Annotated in this window: 28 protein-coding genes, 1 tRNA gene and 1 riboswitch; of the genes, 19 read left to right on the forward strand and 10 right to left on the reverse strand. The window is 70.0% G+C overall.

The features are described from left to right. Positions 1 to 8: 8 nt before the first annotated feature. Entirely contained in the window at positions 9 to 482 is a 474-nt protein-coding gene (locus tag ABEB03_RS03350) for an SsgA family sporulation/cell division regulator (RefSeq protein ID WP_345640910.1), read from the reverse strand. 244 nt (positions 483 to 726) lie between these two features. On the opposite strand from ABEB03_RS03350, the gene ABEB03_RS03355 reads away from it, so the two are divergent. Together ABEB03_RS03355 and ABEB03_RS03360 are read left to right on the forward strand one after the other, a co-directional pair. Then, positions 727 to 2,331 carry an RDD family protein gene (locus ABEB03_RS03355; RefSeq protein WP_345640912.1) on the forward strand — a complete coding sequence of 535 codons (1,605 nt, stop codon included), beginning with the start codon at positions 727 to 729 and terminating at the stop codon, positions 2,329 to 2,331. Between the two features lie 93 nt (positions 2,332 to 2,424). Further along, entirely contained in the window at positions 2,425 to 3,207 is a 783-nt protein-coding gene (locus ABEB03_RS03360; protein ID WP_028804741.1) for an RDD family protein, read from the forward strand. A gap of 58 nt (positions 3,208 to 3,265) precedes the next feature. Here the strand turns inward: ABEB03_RS03360 and ABEB03_RS03365 are convergent, their stop codons facing one another. Beyond that, positions 3,266 to 3,550 carry a hypothetical protein gene (locus tag ABEB03_RS03365; protein WP_179332442.1) on the reverse strand — a complete coding sequence of 95 codons (285 nt, stop codon included), beginning with the start codon at positions 3,548 to 3,550 and terminating at the stop codon, positions 3,266 to 3,268. Between the two features lie 441 nt (positions 3,551 to 3,991). Between ABEB03_RS03365 and ABEB03_RS03370 the strand changes: the two genes are divergently transcribed. Together ABEB03_RS03370 and ABEB03_RS03375 are read left to right on the forward strand one after the other, a co-directional pair. Beyond that, positions 3,992 to 6,343, forward strand: coding sequence for an immune inhibitor A domain-containing protein (locus ABEB03_RS03370; RefSeq protein ID WP_345640917.1), 2,352 nt, complete (start codon positions 3,992 to 3,994; stop codon positions 6,341 to 6,343). A gap of 121 nt (positions 6,344 to 6,464) precedes the next feature. Further along, positions 6,465 to 6,797: a hypothetical protein gene (locus ABEB03_RS03375; RefSeq protein ID WP_345640918.1), complete on the forward strand. Its 333-nt coding sequence runs from the start codon at positions 6,465 to 6,467 to the stop codon at positions 6,795 to 6,797. Between the two features lie 108 nt (positions 6,798 to 6,905). Here ABEB03_RS03375 and ABEB03_RS03380 read toward each other — a convergent pair whose 3' ends face one another. Together ABEB03_RS03380 and ABEB03_RS03385 are read right to left on the reverse strand one after the other, a co-directional pair. Continuing rightward, positions 6,906 to 7,490 (reverse strand): isochorismatase family protein, encoded by a 585-nt coding sequence (locus ABEB03_RS03380; protein WP_095934632.1) that lies wholly within the window; start codon positions 7,488 to 7,490, stop codon positions 6,906 to 6,908. 197 nt (positions 7,491 to 7,687) lie between these two features. After that, on the reverse strand, positions 7,688 to 9,016 hold the full coding sequence (locus ABEB03_RS03385) for a nicotinate phosphoribosyltransferase (RefSeq protein ID WP_345640919.1): 1,329 nt from the start codon (positions 9,014 to 9,016) through the stop codon (positions 7,688 to 7,690). A 93-nt stretch (positions 9,017 to 9,109) separates the two neighbouring features. Here ABEB03_RS03385 and clpS point away from each other — a divergent pair, with 93 nt between their 5' ends. The 7 genes from clpS to ABEB03_RS03420 all read left to right on the forward strand — a co-directional run bounded on the left by clpS (position 9,110) and on the right by ABEB03_RS03420 (position 13,966). Then, complete coding sequence (gene clpS, locus ABEB03_RS03390; protein WP_028804747.1) at positions 9,110 to 9,427, forward strand: ATP-dependent Clp protease adapter ClpS; 318 nt, start codon at positions 9,110 to 9,112, stop codon at positions 9,425 to 9,427. Positions 9,428 to 9,439: 12 nt separating this feature from the next. Further along, entirely contained in the window at positions 9,440 to 10,045 is a 606-nt protein-coding gene (locus ABEB03_RS03395) for a DUF2017 domain-containing protein (RefSeq protein WP_345640921.1), read from the forward strand. A gap of 330 nt (positions 10,046 to 10,375) precedes the next feature. Beyond that, positions 10,376 to 11,827, forward strand: a complete 1,452-nt coding sequence (locus ABEB03_RS03400; RefSeq protein ID WP_345640923.1) for an amino acid permease — start codon at positions 10,376 to 10,378, stop codon at positions 11,825 to 11,827. Positions 11,828 to 11,970: 143 nt separating this feature from the next. Next, the gene (locus ABEB03_RS03405; RefSeq protein WP_095934628.1) at positions 11,971 to 12,393 is read left to right on the forward strand and encodes a M67 family metallopeptidase; all 423 of its coding nucleotides are present in this window, start codon (positions 11,971 to 11,973) and stop codon (positions 12,391 to 12,393) included. 79 nt (positions 12,394 to 12,472) lie between these two features. After that, positions 12,473 to 12,574 (forward strand): putative leader peptide, encoded by a 102-nt coding sequence (locus ABEB03_RS03410; RefSeq protein WP_323186695.1) that lies wholly within the window; start codon positions 12,473 to 12,475, stop codon positions 12,572 to 12,574. A gap of 145 nt (positions 12,575 to 12,719) precedes the next feature. Further along, positions 12,720 to 12,998: a MoaD/ThiS family protein gene (locus ABEB03_RS03415; protein ID WP_028804751.1), complete on the forward strand. Its 279-nt coding sequence runs from the start codon at positions 12,720 to 12,722 to the stop codon at positions 12,996 to 12,998. Positions 12,999 to 13,015: 17 nt separating this feature from the next. After that, positions 13,016 to 13,966, forward strand: coding sequence for a PLP-dependent cysteine synthase family protein (locus tag ABEB03_RS03420; protein WP_345640929.1), 951 nt, complete (start codon positions 13,016 to 13,018; stop codon positions 13,964 to 13,966). Positions 13,967 to 14,439: 473 nt separating this feature from the next. Here ABEB03_RS03420 and ABEB03_RS03425 read toward each other — a convergent pair whose 3' ends face one another. After that, a complete protein-coding gene (locus ABEB03_RS03425; RefSeq protein WP_345640931.1) occupies positions 14,440 to 14,898 on the reverse strand; it encodes a type II toxin-antitoxin system PemK/MazF family toxin in 459 nt (152 codons plus the stop codon). Positions 14,899 to 15,155: 257 nt separating this feature from the next. On the opposite strand from ABEB03_RS03425, the gene ABEB03_RS03430 reads away from it, so the two are divergent. Continuing rightward, a complete protein-coding gene (locus tag ABEB03_RS03430) occupies positions 15,156 to 15,908 on the forward strand; it encodes an MBL fold metallo-hydrolase (protein ID WP_345640934.1) in 753 nt (250 codons plus the stop codon). Positions 15,909 to 15,999: 91 nt separating this feature from the next. On the opposite strand, the gene ABEB03_RS03435 is transcribed toward ABEB03_RS03430, so the two are convergent. Together ABEB03_RS03435 and ABEB03_RS03440 are read right to left on the reverse strand one after the other, a co-directional pair. Then, positions 16,000 to 17,265: a PTS transporter subunit EIIC gene (locus ABEB03_RS03435; RefSeq protein WP_345640936.1), complete on the reverse strand. Its 1,266-nt coding sequence runs from the start codon at positions 17,263 to 17,265 to the stop codon at positions 16,000 to 16,002. A gap of 235 nt (positions 17,266 to 17,500) precedes the next feature. Next, positions 17,501 to 18,790, reverse strand: a complete 1,290-nt coding sequence (locus ABEB03_RS03440) for a PTS transporter subunit EIIC (protein WP_345640939.1) — start codon at positions 18,788 to 18,790, stop codon at positions 17,501 to 17,503. Positions 18,791 to 18,965: 175 nt separating this feature from the next. Here ABEB03_RS03440 and ABEB03_RS03445 point away from each other — a divergent pair, with 175 nt between their 5' ends. From ABEB03_RS03445 to rdgB, 4 genes are all read left to right on the forward strand, one after another. Further along, entirely contained in the window at positions 18,966 to 19,199 is a 234-nt protein-coding gene (locus ABEB03_RS03445; protein WP_095934620.1) for a glucose PTS transporter subunit EIIB, read from the forward strand. 78 nt (positions 19,200 to 19,277) lie between these two features. After that, a complete protein-coding gene (rph, locus tag ABEB03_RS03450; protein WP_345640943.1) occupies positions 19,278 to 20,024 on the forward strand; it encodes a ribonuclease PH in 747 nt (248 codons plus the stop codon). 141 nt (positions 20,025 to 20,165) lie between these two features. Next, positions 20,166 to 20,558 (forward strand): hypothetical protein, encoded by a 393-nt coding sequence (locus ABEB03_RS03455; protein WP_345640945.1) that lies wholly within the window; start codon positions 20,166 to 20,168, stop codon positions 20,556 to 20,558. A 164-nt stretch (positions 20,559 to 20,722) separates the two neighbouring features. Then, positions 20,723 to 21,325 (forward strand): RdgB/HAM1 family non-canonical purine NTP pyrophosphatase, encoded by a 603-nt coding sequence (rdgB, locus tag ABEB03_RS03460; RefSeq protein ID WP_345640947.1) that lies wholly within the window; start codon positions 20,723 to 20,725, stop codon positions 21,323 to 21,325. Between the two features lie 41 nt (positions 21,326 to 21,366). On the opposite strand, the gene ABEB03_RS03465 is transcribed toward rdgB, so the two are convergent. The 3 genes from ABEB03_RS03465 to bcp all read right to left on the reverse strand — a co-directional run bounded on the left by ABEB03_RS03465 (position 21,367) and on the right by bcp (position 23,199). Beyond that, a tRNA-Leu gene (locus ABEB03_RS03465) sits at positions 21,367 to 21,449 on the reverse strand. Between the two features lie 53 nt (positions 21,450 to 21,502). Then, positions 21,503 to 22,528: an HNH endonuclease signature motif containing protein gene (locus ABEB03_RS03470; RefSeq protein WP_345640950.1), complete on the reverse strand. Its 1,026-nt coding sequence runs from the start codon at positions 22,526 to 22,528 to the stop codon at positions 21,503 to 21,505. Positions 22,529 to 22,731: 203 nt separating this feature from the next. Beyond that, complete coding sequence (bcp, locus tag ABEB03_RS03475) at positions 22,732 to 23,199, reverse strand: thioredoxin-dependent thiol peroxidase (protein ID WP_345640953.1); 468 nt, start codon at positions 23,197 to 23,199, stop codon at positions 22,732 to 22,734. A 138-nt stretch (positions 23,200 to 23,337) separates the two neighbouring features. On the opposite strand from bcp, the gene ABEB03_RS03480 reads away from it, so the two are divergent. The 3 genes from ABEB03_RS03480 (at position 23,338) to ABEB03_RS03490 (ending at position 24,621) form a co-directional block, all read left to right on the forward strand. Further along, a complete protein-coding gene (locus ABEB03_RS03480; protein WP_345640956.1) occupies positions 23,338 to 23,676 on the forward strand; it encodes a DUF3618 domain-containing protein in 339 nt (112 codons plus the stop codon). 174 nt (positions 23,677 to 23,850) lie between these two features. Continuing rightward, the gene (locus ABEB03_RS03485; RefSeq protein WP_187285621.1) at positions 23,851 to 24,153 is read left to right on the forward strand and encodes a GroES family chaperonin; all 303 of its coding nucleotides are present in this window, start codon (positions 23,851 to 23,853) and stop codon (positions 24,151 to 24,153) included. 51 nt (positions 24,154 to 24,204) lie between these two features. Next, positions 24,205 to 24,270: riboswitch (guanidine-III (ykkC-III) riboswitch) on the forward strand. Positions 24,271 to 24,300: 30 nt separating this feature from the next. Then, positions 24,301 to 24,621 (forward strand): DMT family transporter, encoded by a 321-nt coding sequence (locus tag ABEB03_RS03490; protein ID WP_095934614.1) that lies wholly within the window; start codon positions 24,301 to 24,303, stop codon positions 24,619 to 24,621. The last annotated feature ends 10 nt before the right edge of the window (positions 24,622 to 24,631 follow it).

Genomic DNA, 24,631 nt, shown 5'->3' on the forward strand with positions numbered 1-24,631 from the left:
GCCGCGCGTCACTCCCCGTCCCCGGACTCGTCCGAGGGCCATGGGTCGCCCATCCACAGGTCGTCGGCCGGGGTCGGCGCCAGCAGCTCGGCGAGACCGTCGTCGATGTCGAGCTCCTCGGCCTCGGTGCCCGGCGGGACCGCCCGCAGGGTGCGCTCCAGCCAGGCCGACACCTGCGCGGCGGGCGCTTCGAGCAGCGCGTCCCCGTCCGGCGAGCTGAGTGCCATCAGGACGACGCTGCGCCCGGCGACCTTCGTCGGCCACACCCGCACGTCGCCGTGACCGCACGGCCGGAACACCCCCTCGACGAGCAGCTCGCGGGCGAAGGTCCAGTGGACCGGGTGGTCGGAGCCGATGTGGAAGGTGATGTGGACGGCGTACGGGTCGTCGGCGCGGTAGGTGAGCCGTGCCGGGACGGGGATGCTGCGTTCGGGCGACAGGACGAGCCTCAGCTCGAGTTCGCGTTCCACGACGGTGTTCATGCCGGTGCGCTTCCTTTCGTCGTACAGGGCCGCCGGGCGGTCCCTGTACGAGTGGAGAGCGCGTCGCCGCGGAACCATTACGCGGGTTCCGCGGATTTCTTCCGGACCGGTTCCGGATCACGGCCGTACGTGGCGGATCCGCGCCCGAAAGGAGTGGGTACGGCGGGAGCGGCCGTGGCGGGAGCGCCGGTCTGATAGATGTGGAGCCCCCAAGTGACCACCGAGCAGATACGGGACGACGGACATGAGCGCCCCAACCCCGGCCCCCGGCGACGACAGGCCCCGCGAAGGGTATTACCCGGACCCCTCCATCCCCGGCTACGTCCGGTACTGGAACGGCGCTGCGTGGGTGCCGGGCACGAGCCGTCCGGCGCCGTCCGAGGGCGAACGGCTCGCGCCTCCGCCGGGTGCGGCCCCCGCCCATGTGCCCGCCCCGGCACCTTCTCCCGAGTACCCGGTCCCGCACGGGACGTCGCGCGAACCGGCGGGCACTCCCACGACGGAGGAGACGGGGCCGCACTTCTTCGACGAGGACCCGCAGCCCGCCGATCCGTCCCCGCGGGTGTCCCCGGCCGAGGCGCAGCACGGCAGCCGGCCCGAACCCGCCAGCGCGTGGGGCGCCGACCGGTCCCGGCAGACCGGCTTCGGCGGTGAGCAGGACCGGCGGGTCTCCTGGGGCGCGCCGCACGGTGTCGACCCCCGCCTGCCGAGCGCCGCGCAGCCCGCCGAACCGGCCGTGCAGCCCGACGGCGTGTCCGCCCGCACGGACGGCACGGCGACGATCCCGCCCGCGGACTCCGCCGGCGGCGCCCAGCCTCCCGCGTCCGGCGGCACCGTCGTCTTCCGCCGGCCCACGGGTCCGGTGCGGCCCGCGGGCCAGGAGGGCGGCCAGGGTTCCGGCGGCGCGGAGGGAGCCGGGAACGCCGGCTCCGCCGCACCCGGCTCCCAGGGCTCCCAGGACTCCCCTCCCGCCGAGGGCACCATGGCCTTCCGCGCGCTCTCCCCGCGCACGGACCGGCAGGGCGGGGCGCAGAAGGGGAGCACGGCCCCGGCCGCGGGCGCGTCCGGTGCTCCCGCCACGTCCGGCGCGGCTGCCCCGCCGGCAGGCGGCTTCGGCGCCGGGCAGGCAGCGCAGGCCGCCGCCGCGGCGCGGAACGCCGCCGCACCGTCGGCTCCGGCTCCGGCCGTCCCCCAGCAGTCCGGCGGCTCCACTCCGGTGACCTCCGGTCCCGGTGGCGGACAGCCCTCCTGGGCACAGCAGGTGCACCGGCTCGCGGGTGCCCCGGCCGAGGAGGGCCGGCCGGTCGCGCCGTGGAAGCCGCCGGTCGACGACGTGTTCCAGGCCGCGGCGCGACGGCAGGCGGCGGCGCGGCCCGCGGGCCTCGGCAAGCGGCTCGCCGCTCGGCTCGTGGACACCGTCGTCCTCGCCGGCGTGACCGCCGTGGTTGCCGTGCCGCTGGGCACCAGGGCGATCGACCACGTGAACGAGAAGATCGACGCGGCCAAGCTGTCCGGTGAGAAGGTGACGGTCTGGCTGCTCGACGGCACGACCGGCAGCAGTCTCGGCATCGTCCTCGCCGTCCTGCTCGTCTTCGGCGTCCTGTACGACGCGCTGCCCACCGCCAAGTGGGGCCGCACCCTGGGCAAGAAGCTGTTCGGCCTGGAGGTGCGCGACATCGAGGGTCACGAACCGCCGAGCTTCGGCCTGGCGTTGCGCCGCTGGCTGGTCTACAGCGTCCCGGGGATCCTGGTCGTCGGTGTGGTCGGGGTGCTGTGGTGCCTGTTCGACAAGCCGTGGCGCCAGTGCTGGCACGACAAGGCGGCCCACACCTTCGTGGCGTCCTCCTAGCCCCCGGCCCCCAGCGGGGGCGCCGGGACCGGTGGTCCCCCGTACGGCCGCTCGCCGGATGCGGCGGGGGAGGGTTCACGGTCGACTCGGGCCATGAGCAGCGAACCGCCGCCCCCCGGGTCCGGCCAGCCACCGGACGACGACCCGTTCAAGAAGCAGCCCCCGCCCGCCGAGGGCGGCGGTTCGCCGTACGACAGTCCGGCGTCCCCGAGCGGCGGCTCGCAGCCTCCCGGCTGGGGCACTCCGCCCCCGGGCGACGGCACTCCGCCCCCGGGCGGCCCCCCGCCTCCCGGCGGCGGCTCACCGTACGACACCCCCTACGGCAGCCAGCCGCCCCCCTACGGCGGCGGAGAGCCGCCTCCGTACGGCGGGGGCGGCGGCGATCCCTACGGCCCTGGAGGCCCCTACGGCGGCGACCCGCTGGCCGGCATGCCCCCGCTCGCCGACAGCGGCAAGCGGGTGCTGGCGAGGATCATCGACATGATCCTGGTGGGCATCGTGGTGTGGCTGGTGTCGCTGGCCTTCGGCTTCCGCCAGTACACCGTGGACACGGACAAGATGCAGTTCGCCGATTCCTTCGGGAAGGAGGTGATCGCCGCCGTCCTCTACGTCGCCTACGACACGATCATGATGAGCAGGACGGGCCAGACCCTCGGCAAGAAGCTGTTCAAGCTGCGGGTGGCCGACCTCGACAACGGCGCCACGCCCTCCGTGCAGACCATGCTGATCCGATCGCTGGTCCTGTGGCTGCCGTTCGCGTTCTGCTGCGCGTGCATCTGGACGGCGATCGCCGGTGGCTGGAGCTTCTTCGACAAGCCCTACAAGCAGGGCCTGCACGACAAGGCGGCCAAGACGGTGGTGGTCAGCGCGGGCTGAGGCGGGGCAGAGGCAACGGATCGGCGGGCCCGTGATCCACGGGCCCGCCGTCGTGTCGTCAGGAGGCCGTCGGCTCCCGCACCGGGTCGACCCCGGCGGAGACGGGCTCCCGCTGCACGGGCACGCGCCGGGGCTCGGGCCGGGCCGCCGGAGCCGCGGCCGGTGGCGCGGTCCTCGGCAACGGCACCGTCATGGCGACGAGCAGACCGAGAGCGAGTGCCGAGACGGTGATCAGCGCGATCCCCAGGCCCGAACTCGTCTGAGACAGCAACAGCATGGCGAGGGTGGAGAAGATCACGGTGCAGGAACCGTAGGCGAGCTGTGCGGCGGTCGGACGAGGCATGGCAATCGTGTCCTCGGATGGGGGTACTCCCCCCGTGCCTCTCGCGATGGGGGAGGGTGCGGATAAGAATCGGGGGTGAGACAACGGTGTCGACTTGGCTTTCCGCCGACTTCCGACGCTCCGCCAATCGACTCTATTCGCCTGCATGCCCGAGTGGAACGACCGGTAAGCGTGACCTTACCCACGGTGCCGGTGCACAGGGGGCGCACGGAGTCATTACGTCCATCAAGTGGACATGAGGACGCGCCTGTTGGGGTGCTTTACGGGCGTTCGGATACCGAACGCCCACTCCGTATAGTGTACTTGCCAGGTTCAAGTCAAGGTCTGGTTTTTCTGTGTCAACTCCGGTCGAATGTCGTCACTTGAATCGCGTATACGCGCGCGGACACTCCTGAGACCGGGACCCCCCTCCGCGTGAGCGGACGCGGGGGAGGACATCAAGTGACCAGCAGACCATGGACGTTCAGAGCGACCGCGGTGGGCGTCGCCCTCGCGGCGGCCACCGCCACGTTCTCGACGTTCGCCGTGGCCCAGGCCGACGACGCGCCGTCGGTGCGTGCGGACCGCCACGACCCGATGCCGGCCAAGAACACGGTCGACCACGACCTCGACGGGCCGCTCAGCAAGACGCAGGACGCACAGCGCCAGGAGGCCTTGAACCAGGTCATATCCGGCGACGCCAAGGTGCAGAACCGCAACGGTTCGCAGGTCGTCCAGCTGAAGAGCAAGAAGGGCGACAGCAAGTACGTCGAGCTGGGTCGAGAGAAGACCGACAAGATCTTCACGATCCTGGTCGAGTTCGGCGACAAGACGGACCCGAAGTACGGGGGCAGCGCCGGACCGCTGCACAACAAGATCGCCGCGCCGGACCGCAAGAAGGACAACAGCACGGCCTGGCAGGCGGACTACAACCAGAAGCACTTCCAGGACCTCTACTTCGGCACCGGCAAGAAGACCGAGTCGATGAAGAAGTTCTACGAGAAGCAGTCCTCGGGCCGCTACTCGGTCGACGGCGAGGTGGCGGACTGGGTCAAGGTCCCCTACAACGAGGCCCGTTACGGCAACAACGCCTGCGGCTCCACCAACTGCCCGAGCGTGTGGAACGTCGTCAGCGACGGCGTCACCTCCTGGGTCGCCCAGCAGAAGGCGGCCGGCAAGTCCGACGCGGCCATCAAGGCGGACCTCGCACGGTTCGACCAGTGGGACCGCTACGACTACGACGGCGACGGCAACTTCAACGAGCCCGACGGCTACATCGACCACTTCCAGATCGTGCACGCCGGTGAGGACGAGTCCGCGGGCGGCGGCGTCGAGGGCACCGACGCGATCTGGGCCCACCGCTGGTACGCCTTCGGCACCGACGCCGGCGCCACCGGCCCCGCGAACAACAAGCTGGGCGGCGCGCAGATCGGCTCCAGCGGCATCTGGGTCGGCGACTACACCATCCAGCCGGAGAACGGCGGACTCGGCGTCTTCGCCCACGAGTACGGCCACGACCTCGGTCTGCCGGACCACTACGACACCGCCGGCGGCGACAACTCCACCGGTTTCTGGACCCTGATGTCCTCCGGTTCGTGGCTCGGCACCGGCAAGGAGTCCATCGGCGACCTGCCGGGCGACTTCAACGCCTGGGACAAGCTCCAGCTGGGCTGGCTGAACTACGACACGGCCAAGGCCGGCAAGCAGTCCACGCACAAGCTGGGCGTCGCCGAGTACAACACCTGGAACAAGCAGGCGCTCGTCGTCTCGCTGCCCGACAAGGCGGTCACGACCACGGTCGTGAACCCCGCGCAGGGCTCGACCCAGTGGTGGAGCGGCAGCGGCGACAACCTCAAGAACACGCTGACCCGTTCCGTGGACCTCACGGGCAAGTCGGCGGCGAAGCTGACCCTCGACGGCTGGTACGACATCGAGGCGAACTACGACTACCTCTACACCGAGGTCTCGACCGACGGCGGCGCCAACTGGACCGCTCTCGACGGCACGGTGGACGGCGCCGCCATCCCGCGCGACGGCAGTGACAAGCCCGCCCTGACCGGCACGGTCGACAGCTACAAGAAGCTGTCGTACTCGCTCGACGCCTACGCCGGCAAGAAGATCGACCTCCGCTTCCGCTACCAGACCGACGGCGGCGTGGCGCAGAAGGGCTTCGCGGCCGACGAGATCTCCGTGACCGCGGACGGTTCGCCGCTCTTCTCGGACAACGCCGAGTCGGCGGACGCCGCCTGGACCGCGGCGGGCTTCTCCCGCATCGGCGCCTCGTTCACCAAGGACTACGCGCAGTACTACCTCGCGGAGAACCGCCAGTACGTCTCGTACGACAAGACCCTCAAGGTCGGCCCGTACAACTTCGGCTTCTCGACGACCCGTCCGGACTGGGTGGAGCACTACCCGTACCAGAACGGCCTGTTGATCTGGAAGTGGGACACCTCGCAGGCGGACAACAACACCAGCCAGCACCCGGGTGTCGGTCTCGCGCTGCCCGTCGACTCGCACCCGAAGGCCCTGTGGTGGGACAACGGGACGCTGATGCGCAACCGCATCCAGGCCTACGACTCGACGTTCAGCCTGTACCGCACGGACGGCATCACGCTGCACAGCGCGGACGTCGCGACGAAGATCCCGTCGTCGAAGGGTGTGTCGGTCTTCAACGACCACACCAGCGACTACTACGACAACCGGAACCCCACCGGTGGTGTCAAGATCACTGACACCAACACCAAGATCACGATCGTCAAGGAGGCCAAGGACGGCTCGACGATCTCGCTCCGGGTGGACCCCGCGGTGAAGTAAACCGCGTTTACGCAGGTCAGAAGGCGATCGGCGGCAACCCCCTGGCGGGTTGCCGCCGATCGTGTTTAGGTGCGTGCTGTGGTTTTCTTATTGACACCGGTGCGCACGGGGGTGTGACTGCATGGCCGCAGGAGGTTTCTGCAAGCTGCCGAACGGCAGCGTGGTGGTGGCGCTGAACCTGCCCAGTCCGGCGGGCTCGGCGGGCGGCTGCGTGCGCTTCCTGGTGCTCGCCCAGAACCGGGCCCGCGCCCTGACCCGGCTGCGGAACCTGGGGCTGCGGGCGGTCTACCTCCGCGGCAACGCGGCCCCGCCCACTCCGGACGAGGTCACCGCGGTCCTGCACCATCCCGACGGCCTCATATGGCGGACCGCGCCCGACAACGGTGTCGAGCTCTCGCAGGAGCTGTGGCATCCCATCAGGGCCCTGCTCAGACGTCCGACACCTCAGGTGTGACCATCCGTGATCGCTTATGGCCACCCGTGAGCGGTCGGCCGCGGGTAGACGCCGCCGGTGCGCGAGCGGCACGCCCGGACGACGTGGCCGGACGACGCGGTCGCGTGCCTAGACGACGGGCTTGCCGGTGAGCTCCACGCCGGCCGCGCGCAGCTCCTCCAGCGCCCGCTCGGTCGTCTCCTCGGCCACCCCGGCCGTGAGGTCGAGCAGCACCTGTGTGCGGAAGCCCGCGCGGGCGGCGTCCAGCGCGGTCGCCCGTACGCAGTGGTCGGTCGCGATGCCCACCACGTCGACCTCGTCGATCTCGCGGGCCCGCAGCCAGTCGGCCAGCGGGACGCCGTTCTCGTCGGCGCCCTCGAAGCCGCTGTAGGCCGCCGCGTACGCGCCCTTGTCGAAGACGGCGTCGATCGCGCCGGAGGCGACGGCCGGGGCGAAGTTCGGGTGGAATCCCACGCCCTCCGTGCCGGCCACGCAGTGCGCGGGCCAGGAGTGCACGTAGTCGGGGTTGTCGGCGAAGTGGCCGCCGGGGGCGACATGGAGGTCACGGGTGGCGACGACATGCCGGTAGCCGGCGGGCGCCTGCCCGATCAGCTCCGTGATGGCGGCGGCCACGTCGGCGCCCCCGGCCACCGCGAGGCTGCCTCCCTCGCAGAAGTCGTTCTGCACGTCTACGACGATCAAGGCGCGGCGCATGGTCGGTGTCCTTCGACGGTGGGATGCGACGGGAGGGTGCGGGCCCGGCCGTTGAACTACCGAGCGTAGAGACTTCGGGTGCGGTGCGGGAGGGGGCAAACGGTTTCCGCGAGGTGCGCAGGCACGCTGCCGTTGCATTCCCGCTCACCGGAGGTTCATGCGCCGGGCCCCTCCCGCCGCAGCCGGCTCCCGGTGTCTCAGAGGTACTCCGTGGGGAGGACCGGTTCGCCGCGCGAGAGCTGGGTCGCCGACAGCGGGAGGCCGGCACGGGCGCTGGAGTGCCGGTCGCGTACGACGTCCAGGGGCTCGCGAGCGAGGACCTGGCCACCCTTGACCAGCTCGACCAGGAGCAGCCGGTCGACCAGCTCGTCGGGTACCGGCCCGGTGCCGATCACCTCGGCCTCCGCGGCCCCGCGGTCGTCGAGGCGCCGCGCGGCCCACTTGCGGCCGCCGATGGACGTCTTCCCGCCCCTCGATCGCTTGGCGACCGGCTCCAGCGGGGCCCTCGCGTCCGTCGACCCGGCGCGGGCGACCAGCTTGTAGACCATCGAGCAGGTGGGGTGGCCGGACCCCGTGACCAGCTGGGTGCCGACGCCGTACGCGTCCACCGGCGCCGCCGCCAGCGAGGCGATCGCGTACTCGTCCAGGTCCGAGGTCACGACGATCTTCGTCCTGGTCGCGCCCAGCTCGTCCAGCTGCTGCCGCACCCGGTGGGCGACGAGCAGCAGGTCGCCGGAGTCGATGCGCACGGCACCGAGGTCGGTCCCGGCGACCTCGACGGCCGTGCGGACCGCCTCGGCGACGTCGTAGGTGTCCACGAGGAGGGTGGTGCCCCGGCCGAGCGAGTCCACCTGCGCCTGGAAGGCGTCGCGCTCCCGGTCGTGCAGCAGGGTGAAGGCGTGCGCGGACGTGCCCACCGTGGGGATCCCGTAGCGGAACCCGGCGGCCAGGTCGGAGGTGGTCGCGAACCCGCCGATGTACGCGGCCCGCGAGGCGGCCACGGCGGCGAGCTCGTGGGTGCGCCGGGCGCCCATCTCGATCAGCGGCCGGTCGCCGGCGGCGGAGGCCATCCGGGAGGCGGCCGCAGCGATCGCCGAGTCGTGGTTGAGGATCGAGAGGATCACCGTCTCCAGGAGCACGCACTCCGCGAAGGAGCCCTCGACGCGCAGGATCGGCGAGCCCGGGAAGTACACCTCGCCCTCGGGGTAGCCCCAGACGTCCCCGCTGAAGCGGTAGGAGGCGAGCCACTCCAGGGTCGGCTCGTCGACGATCCCGCGCTCGCGCAGGAAGCCGAGGACGTCCGCGTCGAAGCGGAAGTTCTCGACGGCGTCGAGGACGCGTCCGGTGCCCGCCACCACTCCGTACCGGCGCCCTTCGGGCAGCCGGCGCGTGAAGACCTCGAAGACCGACCGGCGCTCGGCCGTCCCCGCCGCGAGCGCGGCCTGCAGCATCGTCAACTCGTACTGGTCCGTGAAGAGCGCCGTCGAGGGGACATTCACCGGCAGCCCGAGGTCCGCTGTGTTCATGGACGGGATCGTACCCCCATTTCGTCACTCTGACGATTTAGGGCCCCCGTTTAGAGGGGCCCGTTTGTGCGGGCCCCCCTCTCTGGTGGCAGCATGGGCGATGTGACGGCTCCCGCACCCCTAGAGATCGAAAAGACCGAATCGGCCGAGGAGGTCTTCGCCGTACCCGAGCCGGACGTCCCCTGGGTCACGATCGTCCACAACGACCCGGTCAACCTGATGAGCTATGTGACGTATGTCTTCCAGACGTACTTCGGCTACACGAAGGACAAGGCCACCAAGCTCATGCTCGACGTCCATCACAAGGGTCGTGCCGTCGTCTCCAGCGGCACGCGCGAGGAGATGGAACGCGACGTTCAGGCCATGCACGGCTACGGTCTGTGGGCCACCCTTCAGCAGGACCGGAAGTAGCGAACTCACTCCATGCCTGGACACTTCGAACCGCTCCCCGGCGGCGGCGCGGCCGTCGCACTCGACGAGGTCGAGATCTCCATCATCCGCTCCCTCGCCGTGCAGCTCCTGGAGCTCATCGGTCCGGGCCCCGCGGAGAACGCCCCCGACGACCCGCTCGCCGAGCTGTTCGCGGAGGGCCCCAGCGAGCCGCCCAGCGATCCCGTGCTGCAGCGCCTGTTCCCCGACGCCTACAGCGGCCCCGGCGTCGAGGCGGCCACGCCCGAGGAGGCCGAGGAGCAGCGCGCCCACTCCGCGGAGTTCCGCCGCTTCACCGAGAACGACCTGCGCGCGGCCAAGCGGGAGAACGCCCTCACGGTGATCCGTTCCCTGGACGCGCTCACCCCCGGCGGCGACGGCGCCGCCGTCCTCGAGCTGTCCTTGGACGAGTCCCAGTCGTGGCTGCGCGCCCTGAACGACCTGCGCCTCGCGATCGGCTCCCGGCTCGACGTCACCGATGAGGAGGACACCGATCACCTCTACCGGCTCCCGGACGAGGACCCGCGCAAGCCGATGGTGATGGCCTACCTCTGGCTGGGCGGCCTCCAGGAAACCCTGGTGACCACCCTTATGCCCTGAACTGTCAGGACAAATTACCCTCCGACGTTCGCTCAACGGACGCTCAAATCCGAATAACGATCGCGTCACCGCTCCGGCCCGCAATGCGGACCGGAGTACTTATTTGTCCGGTTCTTCCTGTGGCGTGCCGCACACCGGCCGCCGCCGATCACTGTTGCGGCCGTGATAGATCTTCACGACCGCCCGGCGGACACCACCCATGTCCCGCCGGGTGCGCCACCGAGCCGGCGGATCGCCGGCCAGGCACAAAGCTCCACCATCCGGGGGGATCGGGACCCGATCCGAAGCCAAGGGACTGGCTCGGTTCGGCATGGAGAAAGGCGCACCAACATGACCTCATCGCAGGTCGACAAGCAGTACGACGGCAGTGAGGCCGTGGGCGGCGACACCCCCGAAGAGGGGTACGAGCGCGGGCTCGGCAGCCGTCAGGTCCAGATGATCGCGATCGGCGGCGCCATCGGCGTCGGTCTGTTCCTGAACGCCGGGGCGAACATCGCCAAGGCGGGACCCAGCCTCATCCTGATGTACGCCCTCGCCGGCGTCATCATCTTCTTCATCATGCGGGCGCTCGGCGAGCTCCTGCTCTACCGCCCGGTGTCGGGCTCCTTCGCGGAGTACTCCCGCGAGTTCCTCGGCCCGTTCTTCGGCTATTTCACGGCCTGGACCTACTGGCTGATGTGGGTGGTCACCGGCATGGCGGAGCTGACCGCCGCCGCCATCTACATCCACTACTGGTTCCCGTCGATCCCCCAATGGGTGTCGGCGCTGGTCTTCCTGGTGGTCCTCTTCGTGGCCAACCTGATCTCGGTGAAGGTCTTCGGAGAGATCGAGTTCTGGGCCTCGATGATCAAGGTCACCGCCCTCGTCGGCATGATCGTGATCGGCCTCGGCGTGCTCACCTTCGGCTTCAGCGCCGCCGGTGACACCGCTTCCGTCACCAACCTCTGGCAGTTCGACGGCTTCTTCCCCAAGGGCATCGGCTCCTCCCTGATGACCCTCCAGGGCGTCATGTTCGCCTACCTCGCCGTCGAGCTGGTCGGCGTCACCGCGGGTGAGTCCGAGAACCCCGAGAAGACGCTCCCGAAGGCCATCAACACCCTGCCCTGGCGCATCGCCCTCTTCTACGTCGGTGCCCTCACGGTCATCCTCTGCGTCGTGAAGTGGACCGAGTTCGCACCAGGTGTGAGCCCCTTCGTGAAGGCGTTCGCCATGATCGGCATCCCCGCCGGCGCCGGCATCGTCAACTTCGTGGTGCTCACCGCGGCCCTGTCCTCCTGCAACTCGGGCATGTACTCCACGGGCCGCATGCTGCGCACCCTCGCGGACAACGGCGAGGCCCCGAAGGTCTTCAACAAGCTCTCCTCGACGAAGACCCCGGCGATCGGCATCACCGTCTCGGTGCTCTTCATGGGCATCGGCGTGGTCCTGAACTACGTCGTCCCGGAGAAGGCCTTCGGCTACGTCACCTCCGTCGCCACCGCGGCCGGCATCTGGACCTGGCTGATGATCCTGATCAGCCACATCCTGTACCGCCGGGCGGTCGACGCCGGCCGCCTGCCCGCGTCCTCCTTCCCCGCCCCCGGCGGCGCGAAGTGCAGCTGGGTCGCGGTCGTGTTCCTGCTCTTCGTCACCGGACTGATCGCGTACGACGCCGACTCCCGCGTCTGCCTCTACGTGATGGCCGGCTGGGCCGTCGCCCTCGGCATCGGCTGGGCGATCCTCAAGGCGCGGAACCCGGAGGTCACCGAGCGCCGCGAGCCGGAGCTCGAGAAGGTCGGCTGAGCCGGCACCCCGGGCCCTGAGGGCCGCGCAGGCGGACCCGGCAGGGCCGCGCGGCCAGGCCCTCCAGGCCTGAGCGCTCACCATGTGGGCCGTCCCGTACCACCCTTCGGTACGGGACGGCCCTTCTGCTTATCCTGACCAGCATGCTGACCATCACCCAGGCCCTCGTCGACCAGATCGTCGCGCACGCGCGGCAGGACCACCCGGACGAGGCGTGCGGCGTCGTCGCCGGCCCGGCGGGCACCGGCCGCCCCGAGCGGTTCATCCCGATGCTCAACGCCGCCCGCTCGCCCACCTTCTACGAGTTCGACTCCGGCGACCTGCTGAAGCTCTACCGCGAGATGGACGACCGCGACGAGGAACCGGTCGTCATCTACCACTCGCACACGGCCACCGAGGCCTATCCGTCCCGCACGGACATCTCGTACGCGAACGAGCCCGGAGCCCACTACGTGCTCGTCTCGACCGCCGACGCGGACGACGCCGGACCCTTCCAGTTCCGCTCCTACCGGATCGTGGAGGGCGAGGTGACGGAGGAGGAGGTCACCGTCGTGGAGTCCTACTGATCTCACCTGGCGGCCGAAAAGCGTCCGGAATATGAGATCACATTCCGGGACCCGGACCGGGAATCGATACGATGAGCCCATGGTTTCCCCTGACGTGAGCGACAAGACGCCGGGCATGCTGCTCGTGGCGCGGCTGCACGTCGACCTGTGCAGGCTGCAGAGCGCCATCTGTACGCGCTGACCTGCCGCCGTACGGCCGTGAGCCGCGGCTCCGCACGCCACGTGCCCCTTGCTTCGCCCCCGTAGCGCGCCTTCCCCCGAGCTCCCGGCCTCGCCGGAGCAGGGGGCGCCCCGACCCTGACTACTTCCGACAGGAGCCCGCAACCATGGCCATCGAGGTCCGCATCCCCACCATCCTCCGCACCTACACCGACGGCCAGAAGGCCGTCGAGGGGACCGGGGACACCCTCGCCGAGCTGTTCGCCGACCTCGAGACCCGGCACACGGGCATCCAGGCCCGCATCGTCGACGAGGGCAAGCTGCGCCGCTTCGTCAACGTCTACCTGAACGACGAGGACGTCCGCTTCCTCGACAGCATCAACACCAAGCTGTCCGACGGCGACACCGTGACGATCCTGCCGGCCGTCGCCGGCGGCATGGCCTGATAGGCCGCTGATCCCTCATGCGCTACGACTCCCCGCTCGCCGCGGTGGGCAACACCCCTCTGGTGCGCCTGCCGCGGCTGTCGCCGTCCGCGGACGTCCGGATCTGGGCCAAGCTGGAGGACCGCAACCCGACCGGCTCGGTCAAGGACCGCCCCGCGCTGCACATGATCGAACAGGCGGAGAAGGACGGCCGGTTGACTCCCGGCTGCACGATCCTGGAGCCGACGAGCGGCAACACCGGCATCTCTCTGGCCATGGCGGCCAAGCTCAAGGGCTACCGCATGGTGTGCGTCATGCCCGAGAACACCTCCCAGGAGCGCCGTGACCTGCTCGGCATGTGGGGCGCGGAGATCATCTCCAGCCCGGCCGCCGGGGGCTCCAACACCGCCGTCCGCGTCGCCAAGGAGCTGTCGGCCGAGCACCCCGACTGGGTGATGCTCTACCAGTACGGCAACCCGGACAACGCGGGGGCGCACTACGCGACGACCGGTCCGGAGATCCTCGCGGACCTCCCCTCCATCACGCACTTCGTGGCGGGCCTCGGCACCACCGGCACCCTGATGGGCGTCGGGCGTTACCTGCGCGAGCACAAGCCCGACGTCAGGATCGTCGCCGCGGAACCCCGCTACGACGACCTGGTCTACGGCCTGCGCAACCTCGACGAGGGCTTCGTGCCCGAGCTGTACGACGCCTCGGTCCTGACGAGCCGCTTCTCCGTCGGCTCGGCGGACGCGGTCACCCGCACCCGGGAACTGCTCCAGCAGGAGGGCATCTTCGCGGGCGTCTCCACCGGCGCGGCACTGCACGCCGCGATCGGCGTCGGCAACAAGGCGCTGAAGGCGGGCGAGTCCGCCGACATCGCCTTCGTCGTGGCCGACGGCGGCTGGAAGTACCTCTCCACGGGCGTCTATACGGCGGCCACCACGGAGGAAGCGATCGAAACGCTCCAGGGCCAGCTCTGGGCGTGACGCGCCCACCGGACGGGTCCACGGACCCGTCCGGTCCGCCCACACACACGACTGCGGGCCCGTCCGGTCCGCCCGCGCGACTGCCGGGCTGGCCCGGTCCGCCCGTGCGACCGCCGGCCCGTCCGGTCCGCCCACGCGGGTGAGCGGCGGCCCCTCCGGTCCGGCGACACGGGCGACGAGCGCCCGCCCTCGTCCCACGACAGCCACGTCGGGACGGCCCCGCCTCTGACGCCGGACACCTCGCATCTCGGCCCGCGGCGCGCGGGGAGCCGTTGACTCGGGCCGCGATGCGCGGGTGACCGCAGCCTCGGCCCGCGACACGGGGGTGACGAGCCTCGGGCCGCGGTGCGCGGGCCCTCACCGTCTCGGTTCGCCGCGCGTGGCCAACCACCGCCTTGGGCCGCCGTGCGCGGGCAGCGCCCGCGTGCCGGATACCCCACTCCGGGTCCCGCCGCGCGCGGGCGACCGTCGGGTCAGCCCGCCAGGTAGCGGACCTGGTCCCACAGCACCGGGTCCATGACGCCCACCTTCCGGCGGAAGTCCCACACCGGCACGTCCCGCAGCTCGTCCGTCTCCAGGAAGCTCGGCCGTCCATGGGCGTCGCCCACGGCGCCCGGCGGCAACGGGATCACTCCGGCCCGCTCGTCGTGGTACTTGCTGGTGATCTTCGCGACGACGGCCCGGTCCCCGCGCACGACCAGCACCAGGCACGGCCGGTCCTTCGCCCCCGGTGTGTCCTCGTAGGGGACGTTCGCCCACCAGATCTCCGCCGGCCGGGGCCGCGGCGCTCCGCGCCTGCGGCCCGGGGGACGCCCGGGCGGGCGCGTACGCCCGGCCGGCCGGCGCCCGCGGCGCCCCCAGCCGTCCACCAGCGTCGCGACCAGCGCGAGCAGCACCACGGCCGCGAGCGCGAGCCACCAGGACGTGTCCATAGCAACGAAGGTACCGGCGCGCATCCCAGCGCGCTCCTCGCCGCGAACACTTGACGTCGCACGCTCGTCCCGACGTCCACCGAAACGGTGACACCACAGGTGAGTTCGCCCACAACGGCCCCTGGCGGAGGAGCGACCGGCCCTTTTGCGCCTTACGCTCGACGGACCGCACGACCCCCGTTCCCGTACCCGCTCCGAGTATCTGCATATCGCATCTACTCTCTGCACTTCCTGCCAGCGCGGAGGTTCCAGCTCTTATGAAGCTCACCGTCGTCGGCTGCTCGGGGTCGTTCCCGTCCGCGGAATCGGCCTGTTCGAGCTACCTCGTCGAGGCCGACGGCTTCAGGCTGCTTCTCGACATGGGCAATGGTGCCCTCGGCGAGCTGCAGCGCCACTGCGGTCTCTACGACCTCGACGCGATCTTCCTCAGCCATCTGCACGCCGACCACTGCATCGACATGTGCGCGTACTTCGTCGCACGCTACTACCGCCACGACGGCGGTCGCTGCGAGCCCATCCCGGTCTACGGCCCCGAGGGCACGGAGCAGCGGCTCACCACGGCCTACGCCGACACGCCGTCCGCCTCCTCGATGAGCGAGGTCTTCGACTTCCACACGGTCAAGCCGGGCACGTTCGACGTCGGCCCGTTCACCGTGCACACCGAGCGGGTCCGCCACCCCGTGGAGGCCTACGGCATCCGCGTGGAGCACGGCGGAAAGTCACTGACGTACTCCGGGGACACCGGGGTGACCGAGGCACTGGACGAACTGGCCCGCGACACGGACCTGTTCCTGTGCGAGGCCGCGTTCACCCACGGCAAGGAGGACATCCCCGACCTCCACCTCAACGGCCGCGAGGCGGGCGAGACCGCGACCCGCGCCGGCGCCCGCCGCCTCGTCCTCACGCACATCCCGCCGTGGACGGACCCGCGGACCAACCTCGCGGACGCCCGCGCCGTCTACGCGGGCCCGGTGGACCTGGCGGCGCCCCGGGTGTCGTACGAGATCTAGCGCCCGGACGCGGCAGCCCGCGGCCCCCACGCACGACAAGGCCCCCGGAACCGAACGGTTCCGGGGGCCTCCTCGTGCGCGGGCGGTGCCGTTACTTGGCCTCGGCCTTCTGGAGCTCCGCGAGCTCCTCGTCGGACTCGCGGCCCGGCGTCGGCAGGTTGAACTTGGTGATCGCGAAGCGGAAGACGACGTAGTAGACCGCGGCGAAGCACAGGCCCACCAGGACCAGGCCCCACGGGTTGGTCGCGATGCCGAGGTTCAGGCCGAAGTCGACCGCGCCGGCCGAGAAGCCGAAGCCGTCCTTCATGCCGAGCGCCCAGGTCAGCGCCATCGAGACACCGGTGAGGACCGCGTGGATCGCGTACAGGACCGGCGCGATGAACATGAACGTGAACTCGATGGGCTCGGTGACACCCGTGACGAAGGAGGTCAGGGCGAGCGAGAACATCATGCCGCCGACGACCTTGCGGCGCTCGGGACGGGCGCAGTGCACGATCGCGAGGCAGGCGGCCGGGAGCGCGAACATCATGATCGGGAAGAAGCCGGTCATGAACTGTCCGGCGGTCGGGTCACCGGCCAGGAAGCGCCCGATGTCACCGCTCTTGCCGTGGTACTCGCCCGCCTGGAACCACGGGAACGAGTTCAGCAGATGGTGCATGCCGATCGGGATGAGCGCGCGGTTGGCGACACCGAAGATGCCCGCGCCGACGGCGCCCGAACCGACCAGCCACTCACCGAAGTTGTGCAGCCCCGTGCCGAGGACCGGCCAGATGTAGCCGAAGACGATGCCGATGAGCAGGCCCGCGAAGGCGGAGAGGATCGGCACCAGTCGGCGGCCGCCGAAGAAGCCCGCCCAGTCGGGCAGCTTCGTGCGGTAGAAGCGCTGGTAGAGCAGGGCGACGACGATGCCCATCACCACACCGCCGAGGACCTTGGCGTCCACCGGTGCGTCGACCATGACCACCTTGCCGTCGACAGCCGTGGCCACCTTCGGCAGGTTCTTGTCGGAGAACGTCGCCAGCACGTTCTTGAAGACCAGGTAGCCGACCACGGCCGCGAGCGCCGTCGAGCCGTCCGACTTCTTCGCGAAGCCGATCGCGATGCCCACGGCGAACAGCAGCGCCATGTTGTCGAGGATCGCGTTGCCACCGGCCGTCATGAACCCGGCGATCTTGGTGAGGAACGTGGGGAACGACTCGCGTCCCAGCATGTCGGCGTTGCCGAGGCGCACCAGCAGCGCGGCGGCGGGCAGGGTGGCGACCGGCAGCATCAGGCTTCGGCCGATGCGCTGCAGAACAGCCATCGCGCCGGAGCCCTTCTTCTTCGCGGCCGCGGGAGCGGCGCTGGCCGTGGACACAGGTTCCTCCAGTGAACATGGCGCCGCCCGGGGGACAAGGGGGTGGGGACGGCGTGGTCTACACCACTCAGTGGTGTAGACCTGTTGTAGCACGGTGAAGGCTGGATAAGGAACCCGCGGATTTTGTGGGCTGGGCCATAGTCGGAAGAAGTGGCCGCACGGGGTTGCAGACGTGACGAAGGGCCCCCGGACCACACGGTCCGAAGGCCCCTGACGGGTACGGGAAAGACCTTACTTACGGCTTGGTCGTGTCCACCACCTCGTCCTCCGGCTCCCGCCCCGGAGTCCTGAGGTCGAACCTGGTGATCGCGAAGCGGAAGATCGCGTAATACACGACCGCGAAGCACAGCCCGATCGGGATGATCAGCCACGGCTTGGTCGCCAGATGCCAGTTGAGGGCGTAGTCGATCAGACCCGCCGAGAAACTGAATCCGTCGTGCACCCCGAGCCCCCACGTCACCGCCATCGACACACCCGTCAGGATCGCGTGGATCACATAGAGCAGCGGGGCGATGAACAGGAAGGAGTACTCGATCGGCTCGGTGATGCCCGTGACGAACGACGTCAGCGCGACCGAGAGCATCATCCCGCCGATCTCCTTGCGGCGATGCGGCTTCGCGCAGTGGGTCATGGCCAGCGCGGCGGCCGGCAGCGCGAACATCATGATCGGGAAGAACCCCGAGGTGAACTGGCCCGCGTCCGGGTCACCGTGCAGGAACATGTTGATGTCTCCGTGCACCACCTCCCCGCTCGGCGTGGTGAAGCTGCCGAACTGGAACCAGATGGGCACGTTCAGGAACTGGTGCAGACCGATGACGAGCAGCGCCCGGTTCGCCACGCCGAACACACCCGCGCCCCACGCGCCCAGGCTCACCAGCCAGTCGCTGAAGCTCTCCAGGCCGTCGCCGATCGGCGGCCAGATCCACAGGCACAGCCCCGCGAACACGATGGCCACGAACGACATGACGATCGGCACCAGCCGGCGCCCGTTGAAGAAGCCGAGCCAGTCCACCAGCTTGGTGCGGTGATACCGCTGCCAGAAGTACGCGGTCATCAGGCCCATGATGATCCCGCCGAAGACCCCCGGATTCTGGTACGTGAACGCCGTCACGGAGAAGTCGGGCGCCTGGCAGCCGATGTCCTTGATGACCTTCGCCTGCTGAGCACACGTCTCCGGGAACTGGTGCAGCACGCCCAGATACACGAGGAACCCCGCGACCGCGGCGAGCGCGGTGGAACCGTCCGCCTTCTTCGCCATGCCGATGGCCACCCCGACGCAGAACAGCAGCGGCAGACCCAGCTCACCGTCCAGCAGAGCGGTGCCCGCCCCCTTCATCACCTTCGAGACGCCGTCCCAGCCGAGCCCGTCCGCCCCGAACACGTCCGGCTGGCCCAGCCGGGTCAGGATGCCCGCCGCCGGCAGCACCGCGATGGGGAGCTGAAGGCTCCGCCCCATCTTCTGCATCCCCTGGAACAGACCGTTCCAACGGTCGCGCGCAGTGGGAGCGGTGCTGTCGGCAGTCATGGGCGTCCTCCGGGCGGGGCCGGGTTTGGCGCCCGCCCGTCCACTGGTGTAGACCAGTTGATGACCGGTCGCTCTGTCGTGACCGCCATCATTCGGCACGAACGACATGACCGCTCGCAAAGATGGGCCAATTGTGGGTTACTGCGACAAAGCGGTTCGGATCAGGGAGTAGGACATGGCCAGCAAGGCTGAGAAGATCGTCGCCGGACTCGGCGGCATCGACAACATCGAAGAGGTCGAAGGCTGCATCACCCGCCTGCGCACCGAGGTCAACGACCCCTCGCTGGTCGACGAAGCCGCCCTGAAGGCCGCCGGCGCCCACGGCGTCGTCAAGATGGGCACCGCGATCCAGGTCGTCATCGGCACCGACGCCGACCCCATCGCCGGAGAGATCGAAGACATGATGTGAGCCACCCCGCTCACCCCCGAGGGGCTGCATCCATCACCGGACGCAGCCCCTCACCCGTATACGACTAGGCTCGTCGCCATGTCTCGCATCGACGGCCGCACCCCCGAACAACTGCGCCCCATCACCATCCAGCGCGGCTGGAGCAAGCACGCAGAAGGCTCCGTGCTCGTCTCCTTCGGCGACACCAAAGTCTTCTGCACCGCCTCCGTCACCGAAGGCGTCCCGCGCTGGCGCAAAGGCAGCGGCGAAGGCTGGGTCACCGCCGAATACTCCATGCTCCCGCGCGCCACCAACACCCGCGGCGACCGGGAATCCGTACGCGGCAAGATCGGCGGCCGCACCCACGAGATCAGCCGCCTCATCGGCCGCTCCCTGCGCGCCGTCATCGACTACAAAGCCCTCGGCGAGAACACCATCGTCCTCGACTGCGACGTCCTCCAGGCCGACGGCGGCACCCGCACCGCCGCCATCACCGGCGCCTACGTTGCCCTCGCCGACGCCGTCACCTGGGCCCAGGGCAAGAAACTCGTCAAGGCCGGCCGCAAACCCCTCACCGGCACCGTCAGCGCCGTCTCCGTCGGCATCGTCGACGGCATCCCCCTCCTCGACCTCCGCTACGAAGAGGACGTCAAGGCCGACACCGACATGAACGTCGTCTGCACCGGCGACGGCCGCTTCGTCGAAGTCCAGGGCACCGCCGAAGCCGAACCCTTCGACCGCAAGGAACTCAACGCCCTCCTCGACCTCGCCGTCGCCGGCTGCGACGAACTCGCCGCCATCCAGCGCGCCGCTCTCGAAACGACCCTCGAGGCAACCGGACGATAACCCTTCGCGTTCTAAGAGGTACGGGCGTACGGTCCAGCCGAGCGCCCACCGACCGCACCGCGGGCCGAGCCGACCCACCACCGGCCGGACCGGCCCGCGACGGCCGGGGACCACATCACGCCCACGGGGAGGGACCGTTCCATGGCCGCGCGCCATCGCCGCCGCACCGCCACCATCGCCGTCGTCGCCGCACTCGTCGCCCTGCCGACGACCATCGGATGCGACGCGGTCGACAAGGCCCTGGACTGCGTCCAGACCGCCGACTCCATAGCCGACAGCGTCACCGACCTCCAACAGGCCGTCGAGAACGCGGCGAACGACCCCACACAGACCGACGCATCCCTCAACTCCATCGAGAACAACCTCGACAAGATCGGCGACAAGACCGACAACGCCGACATCAACAAAGCCGTCGACGACCTCGACAAAGCCGTCGGCAACGTCCGCACCGCCATCAAGAACGGCGACAACACCCCCGACGTCAGCCCCGTCACCGACGCCGCCGGCGAACTCACCAAGGTCTGCACGCCATAACACCCGCCCGCCCCTCGCGCCGGGCCGCCCGCCACACCCGCACCACACACCGCCGGCCGGCCCGACGCGAAAAGGCCACGGGCTCCGGGCCGCCCACCGGCACCGGAGATGCCGCTGACCGGTACCGGAGATGCCGCCCACCGGCACCGGAGATACTGACACCCATGACCCGCCTGATCCTCGCCACCCGCAACGCCGGAAAGATCACCGAACTCCGGGCGATCCTCGCCGACGCAGGCCTGCCCCACGAACTCGTCGGCGCGGACGCCTACCCCGACATCCCCGACGTCAAGGAAACCGGCGTCACCTTCGCCGAGAACGCCCTGCTCAAGGCCCACGCCCTCGCCCAGGCCACCGGCCTGCCCGCCGTGGCCGACGACTCGGGCCTGTGCGTCGACGTCCTCAACGGCGCACCCGGCATCTTCTCCGCCCGCTGGGCGGGCCGCCACGGCGACGACCAGGCCAACCTCGACCTGCTGCTGGCCCAGCTCTCCGACATCGACGCACCCCACCGCGCCGCCCACTTCGCCTGCGCGGCGGCCCTCGCCCTGCCCGACGGCACCGAACGCGTCGTCGAGGGACAACTCCGTGGCATCCTCCGCCACACCCCCGCCGGCACCAACGGCTTCGGCTACGACCCGATCCTCCAGCCGGACGGCGAGACCCGCACCTGCGCCGAACTCTCCCCCGCCGAGAAGAACGCCATCAGCCACCGCGGCAAGGCGTTCCGGGCCCTGGTACCGGTGGTGGGGGAATTGCTGGGCTGAGCATGCGAGAGGGCCGCCGGGTCCGGCGGCCCTCTCCTGCGTGCGGCCGATGGGATTCGAACCCACATGGGCAAACGCCCAGAGGCACCTAAAACCTCCGCTTATACCATTCAGCAACGGCCGCTCAAAACGGTCATCACGCCCGACCGGCGGCACTCAGTGTACGAGGGCCGCGGCTCAGCTGGCGAGAGGGACCACTTTCGCCTTCTGCCGGCACCACGTCGCCGTCAGCGAATGGCAGTTGGGGCACAGATACCGCAGGTTCTCCCGGCGATTGTCGCGCCAGTCCCCATTGATGTGGTCGATCTGCAAGGTGATCGGACGGCCTCGCCATTCACCGGTGTTGCCGCATTCCGCGCACGCGTACGGCTCCCCGACCTCGGCCAGCGCCCGATGGAGCTGGGCCCTTCTGGGGCGTCCCGCCTGCTCCGGCAGGACGACCAGCACGCGGCAGGCGGTCGGTGCGGGCGCCGGTCGCTCAGGTCGCGCCCAGGTCCGGCGCTTGAAGTGGCCGGTGTCGAGTCCGAGGCGCGAGGCGGCCCGACGCACCCGCCGATGATTGGTGTCGTCGACCTCCATGCCGAGAGCGCGCATGACATCGGCGAAACTCGTGCAGCGCGGCACGACGCTCCGTAGTGCCTCCACGGGAATCGCCGCGCGCCGATGGGTGAAGTGACTGACGTCGATGCGGTGCTCGGCGAGCATGCGGCCCAGCGCCGCCCGTGACCGGCCGTCGTCGGGGACCCCGAGAGCGCGGGCGACGCCACGCACGCTGGTGGCCTCGGCCGCCGCTGTCCGCAGCTCTTCACGGGTGAGGGGCAGGTCGACATTCCGACGCCCGATACCGGGGAAGTGACCGATGTCGATCCCCATCGCGTCGATACGGCGCCGGAGGTGGGAGAGCGTTCCCGTGGCCGGGACGGCTCCGAGCTTCAGGGCCACCTCCCGCAAGGAGGCGGCCGATGCGGCGGCTTCGGCGACAGCGGCGTCCGGATACGTGCGCCATGGACTGCTCTTGACGAAGTGGCCGGTATCGAGGCCGTATCGAGCCACTCTTTCCTGGAGCACCCGGCGACGGCCCCCGCTCGGCTTCAGGCCGAGGCGCCGCATGAGGTCCGCCCAGCTGCGCGCTGCGGCCACCTCGTGTTCCAACGTCTCCCTGCGATAGAGGTCCGAGCGTTCGGACGTCCTTCGTGCTGTCATGCGTCCCCCGTCCCTGTGCCGCTCCCGTACGGCCTGTCGGGCACGGGACCGCTCGTCTCGCAGTGGGTCCAGTCCCCACGTCGTTCGCTCGGATGTCGCACCCTCGTACGGAGTAACGAACCCACGCCCGTCCCGTCACGCGGGAAACGCGGAGCGGCTCGCGCCGACGGGGCGGGGCGAGCCGCTGCGGGAGGGGTGGGGGCTCAGATGTCGAGGTCCTTGATGATCTTCGCCACGTGGCCCGTCGCCTTCACGTTGTACAGGGCCCGCTCGACCTTGCCCTCCTCGTCGACGATCACGGTGGAGCGGATGACGCCGACGACCGTCTTGCCGTACAGCTTCTTCTCGCCGAAGGCGCCGTAGGCCTCCAGGACGGTCTTGTCGGGGTCGCCGACCAGGGTGACCTTCAGGGACTCCTTCTCGCGGAACTTGGCGAGCTTCTCGGGCTTGTCGGGGGAGACGCCGATGACGTCGTATCCGGCGCCCGCCAGCAGGTCGAGGTTGTCCGTGAAGTCGCAGGCCTGCTTGGTGCAGCCGGGGGTCAGGGCGGCCGGGTAGAAGTACACGATGACCTTGCGGCCCTTGTGGGCGGAGAGGGAGACCTCGTTGCCGTCGGCGTCGGGCAGGCTGAAGTCGGGGGCGGTGTCGCCGGGCTGGAGTCGCTCGCTCATCGGTACCTCACGTGGCCGGGAGATGGTTTACGGACCTATGGGTGACGAGCGTAATGGGGGTGCCGAGGGGTGCGCGGCTGCCCGAGCTGACAGACTGTCGAAAGCAGGGAGTCAGAACACGACCACGGAGGCAGTGCGGTGTCGGATACGTCGAGAACGTCGGATACCAGGACTCCGGCGGAGATCGAGGCGGACATCAAGCGCCGCCGCGAAACGCTCGCCGAGACCCTCGACGAGATCGGCGTGCGCGTGCACCCGAAGACGATCGTGGGTGACGCGAAGGCCAAGGTCGCCTCGCACATCGACCACACGCTCGGCCGCGCCTACGTCGGCGTCAATCGCGTCGTCAGCGATGTGAAGGGCCAGCTGGTCACCGAGGAGGGCGCGCCCCGCCTGGAGCGCATCGTGCCGGTGGCCCTGGTCGTGGTCGGTGTCGTCGGGCTGCTCGCCGTCGGTTCCCGGCGCCGCAAGCGCTGATCCGCCGGGGTCCGGGGGCGGGGCGGGCGCGGCCCGCCCCGGGGGCCGCCGGGTGGTTTCCGCGGGACGAGGATCGACCCACTCGCGTGCGGAAGCGGCCGGGGCAGGTAGGTTCGGGTCGTGAGCGCCAATCGGGATAAGCACAGCACCCATCACGACAAGTTGCCCATCCGCATGCTGCACGACCGTGTGCTGGTGCGGCAGGACGCCGCGGAGGGTGAGCGCCGCTCCGGCGGCGGCATCCTGATCCCCGCGACGGCGGCGGTCGGCCGCCGTCTGGCCTGGGCCGAGGTCGTCGCCGTCGGGCAGAACGTCCGGACGGTCGAGCCGGGCGACCGCGTTCTGTACGACCCGGAGGACCGTGCCGAGGTCGAGGTGCGCGGGATTGCCTACGTGCTGATGCGCGAGCGGGATCTGCACGCCGTCGCCGCGGACCGCTTCGAGGGCTCCGAGGACTCGACCGGCTTGTACTTGTAGGCGTACGTCTGCCGAAAGGGCTGGTGACCATGGTCACCAGCCCTTTTTGCCTGGGTTTTGCTACCGTGGAGGAACCCGACGAGACGCGCCGTACCGGGATCGCAAAGACGACGCACCCCCTGTCGTCCGATTCTCGGAGGTGCCGTCATGGCCTGGGTTCTGCTCGTCGTCGCCGGTCTGCTGGAGGTGGGCTGGTCGATCGGCATGAAGTACACCGACGGTTTCACCCGGCTGTGGCCGAGCCTGGCCACGGGTGCCGGGATCGTCGCGAGCATGCTTCTTCTCTCGTACGCCGCGAGGTCCTTGCCCATCGGTACCGCCTACGGAGTCTGGGTCGGGATCGGCGCCGCCGGGGCGGCGGTGCTCGGCATGGTGGTGCTCGGCGAGCCGGTGACCGCCGCCCGGATCTTCTTCGTGTGTCTGCTGCTGGTCGCCGTGGTGGGTCTCAAGGCGACCTCGGGCCACTGACGGGTCCGGT

The organism is Streptomyces siamensis, from assembly GCF_039543605.1.
Classification (GTDB): Bacteria; Actinomycetota; Actinomycetes; order Streptomycetales; family Streptomycetaceae; genus Streptomyces; species Streptomyces siamensis.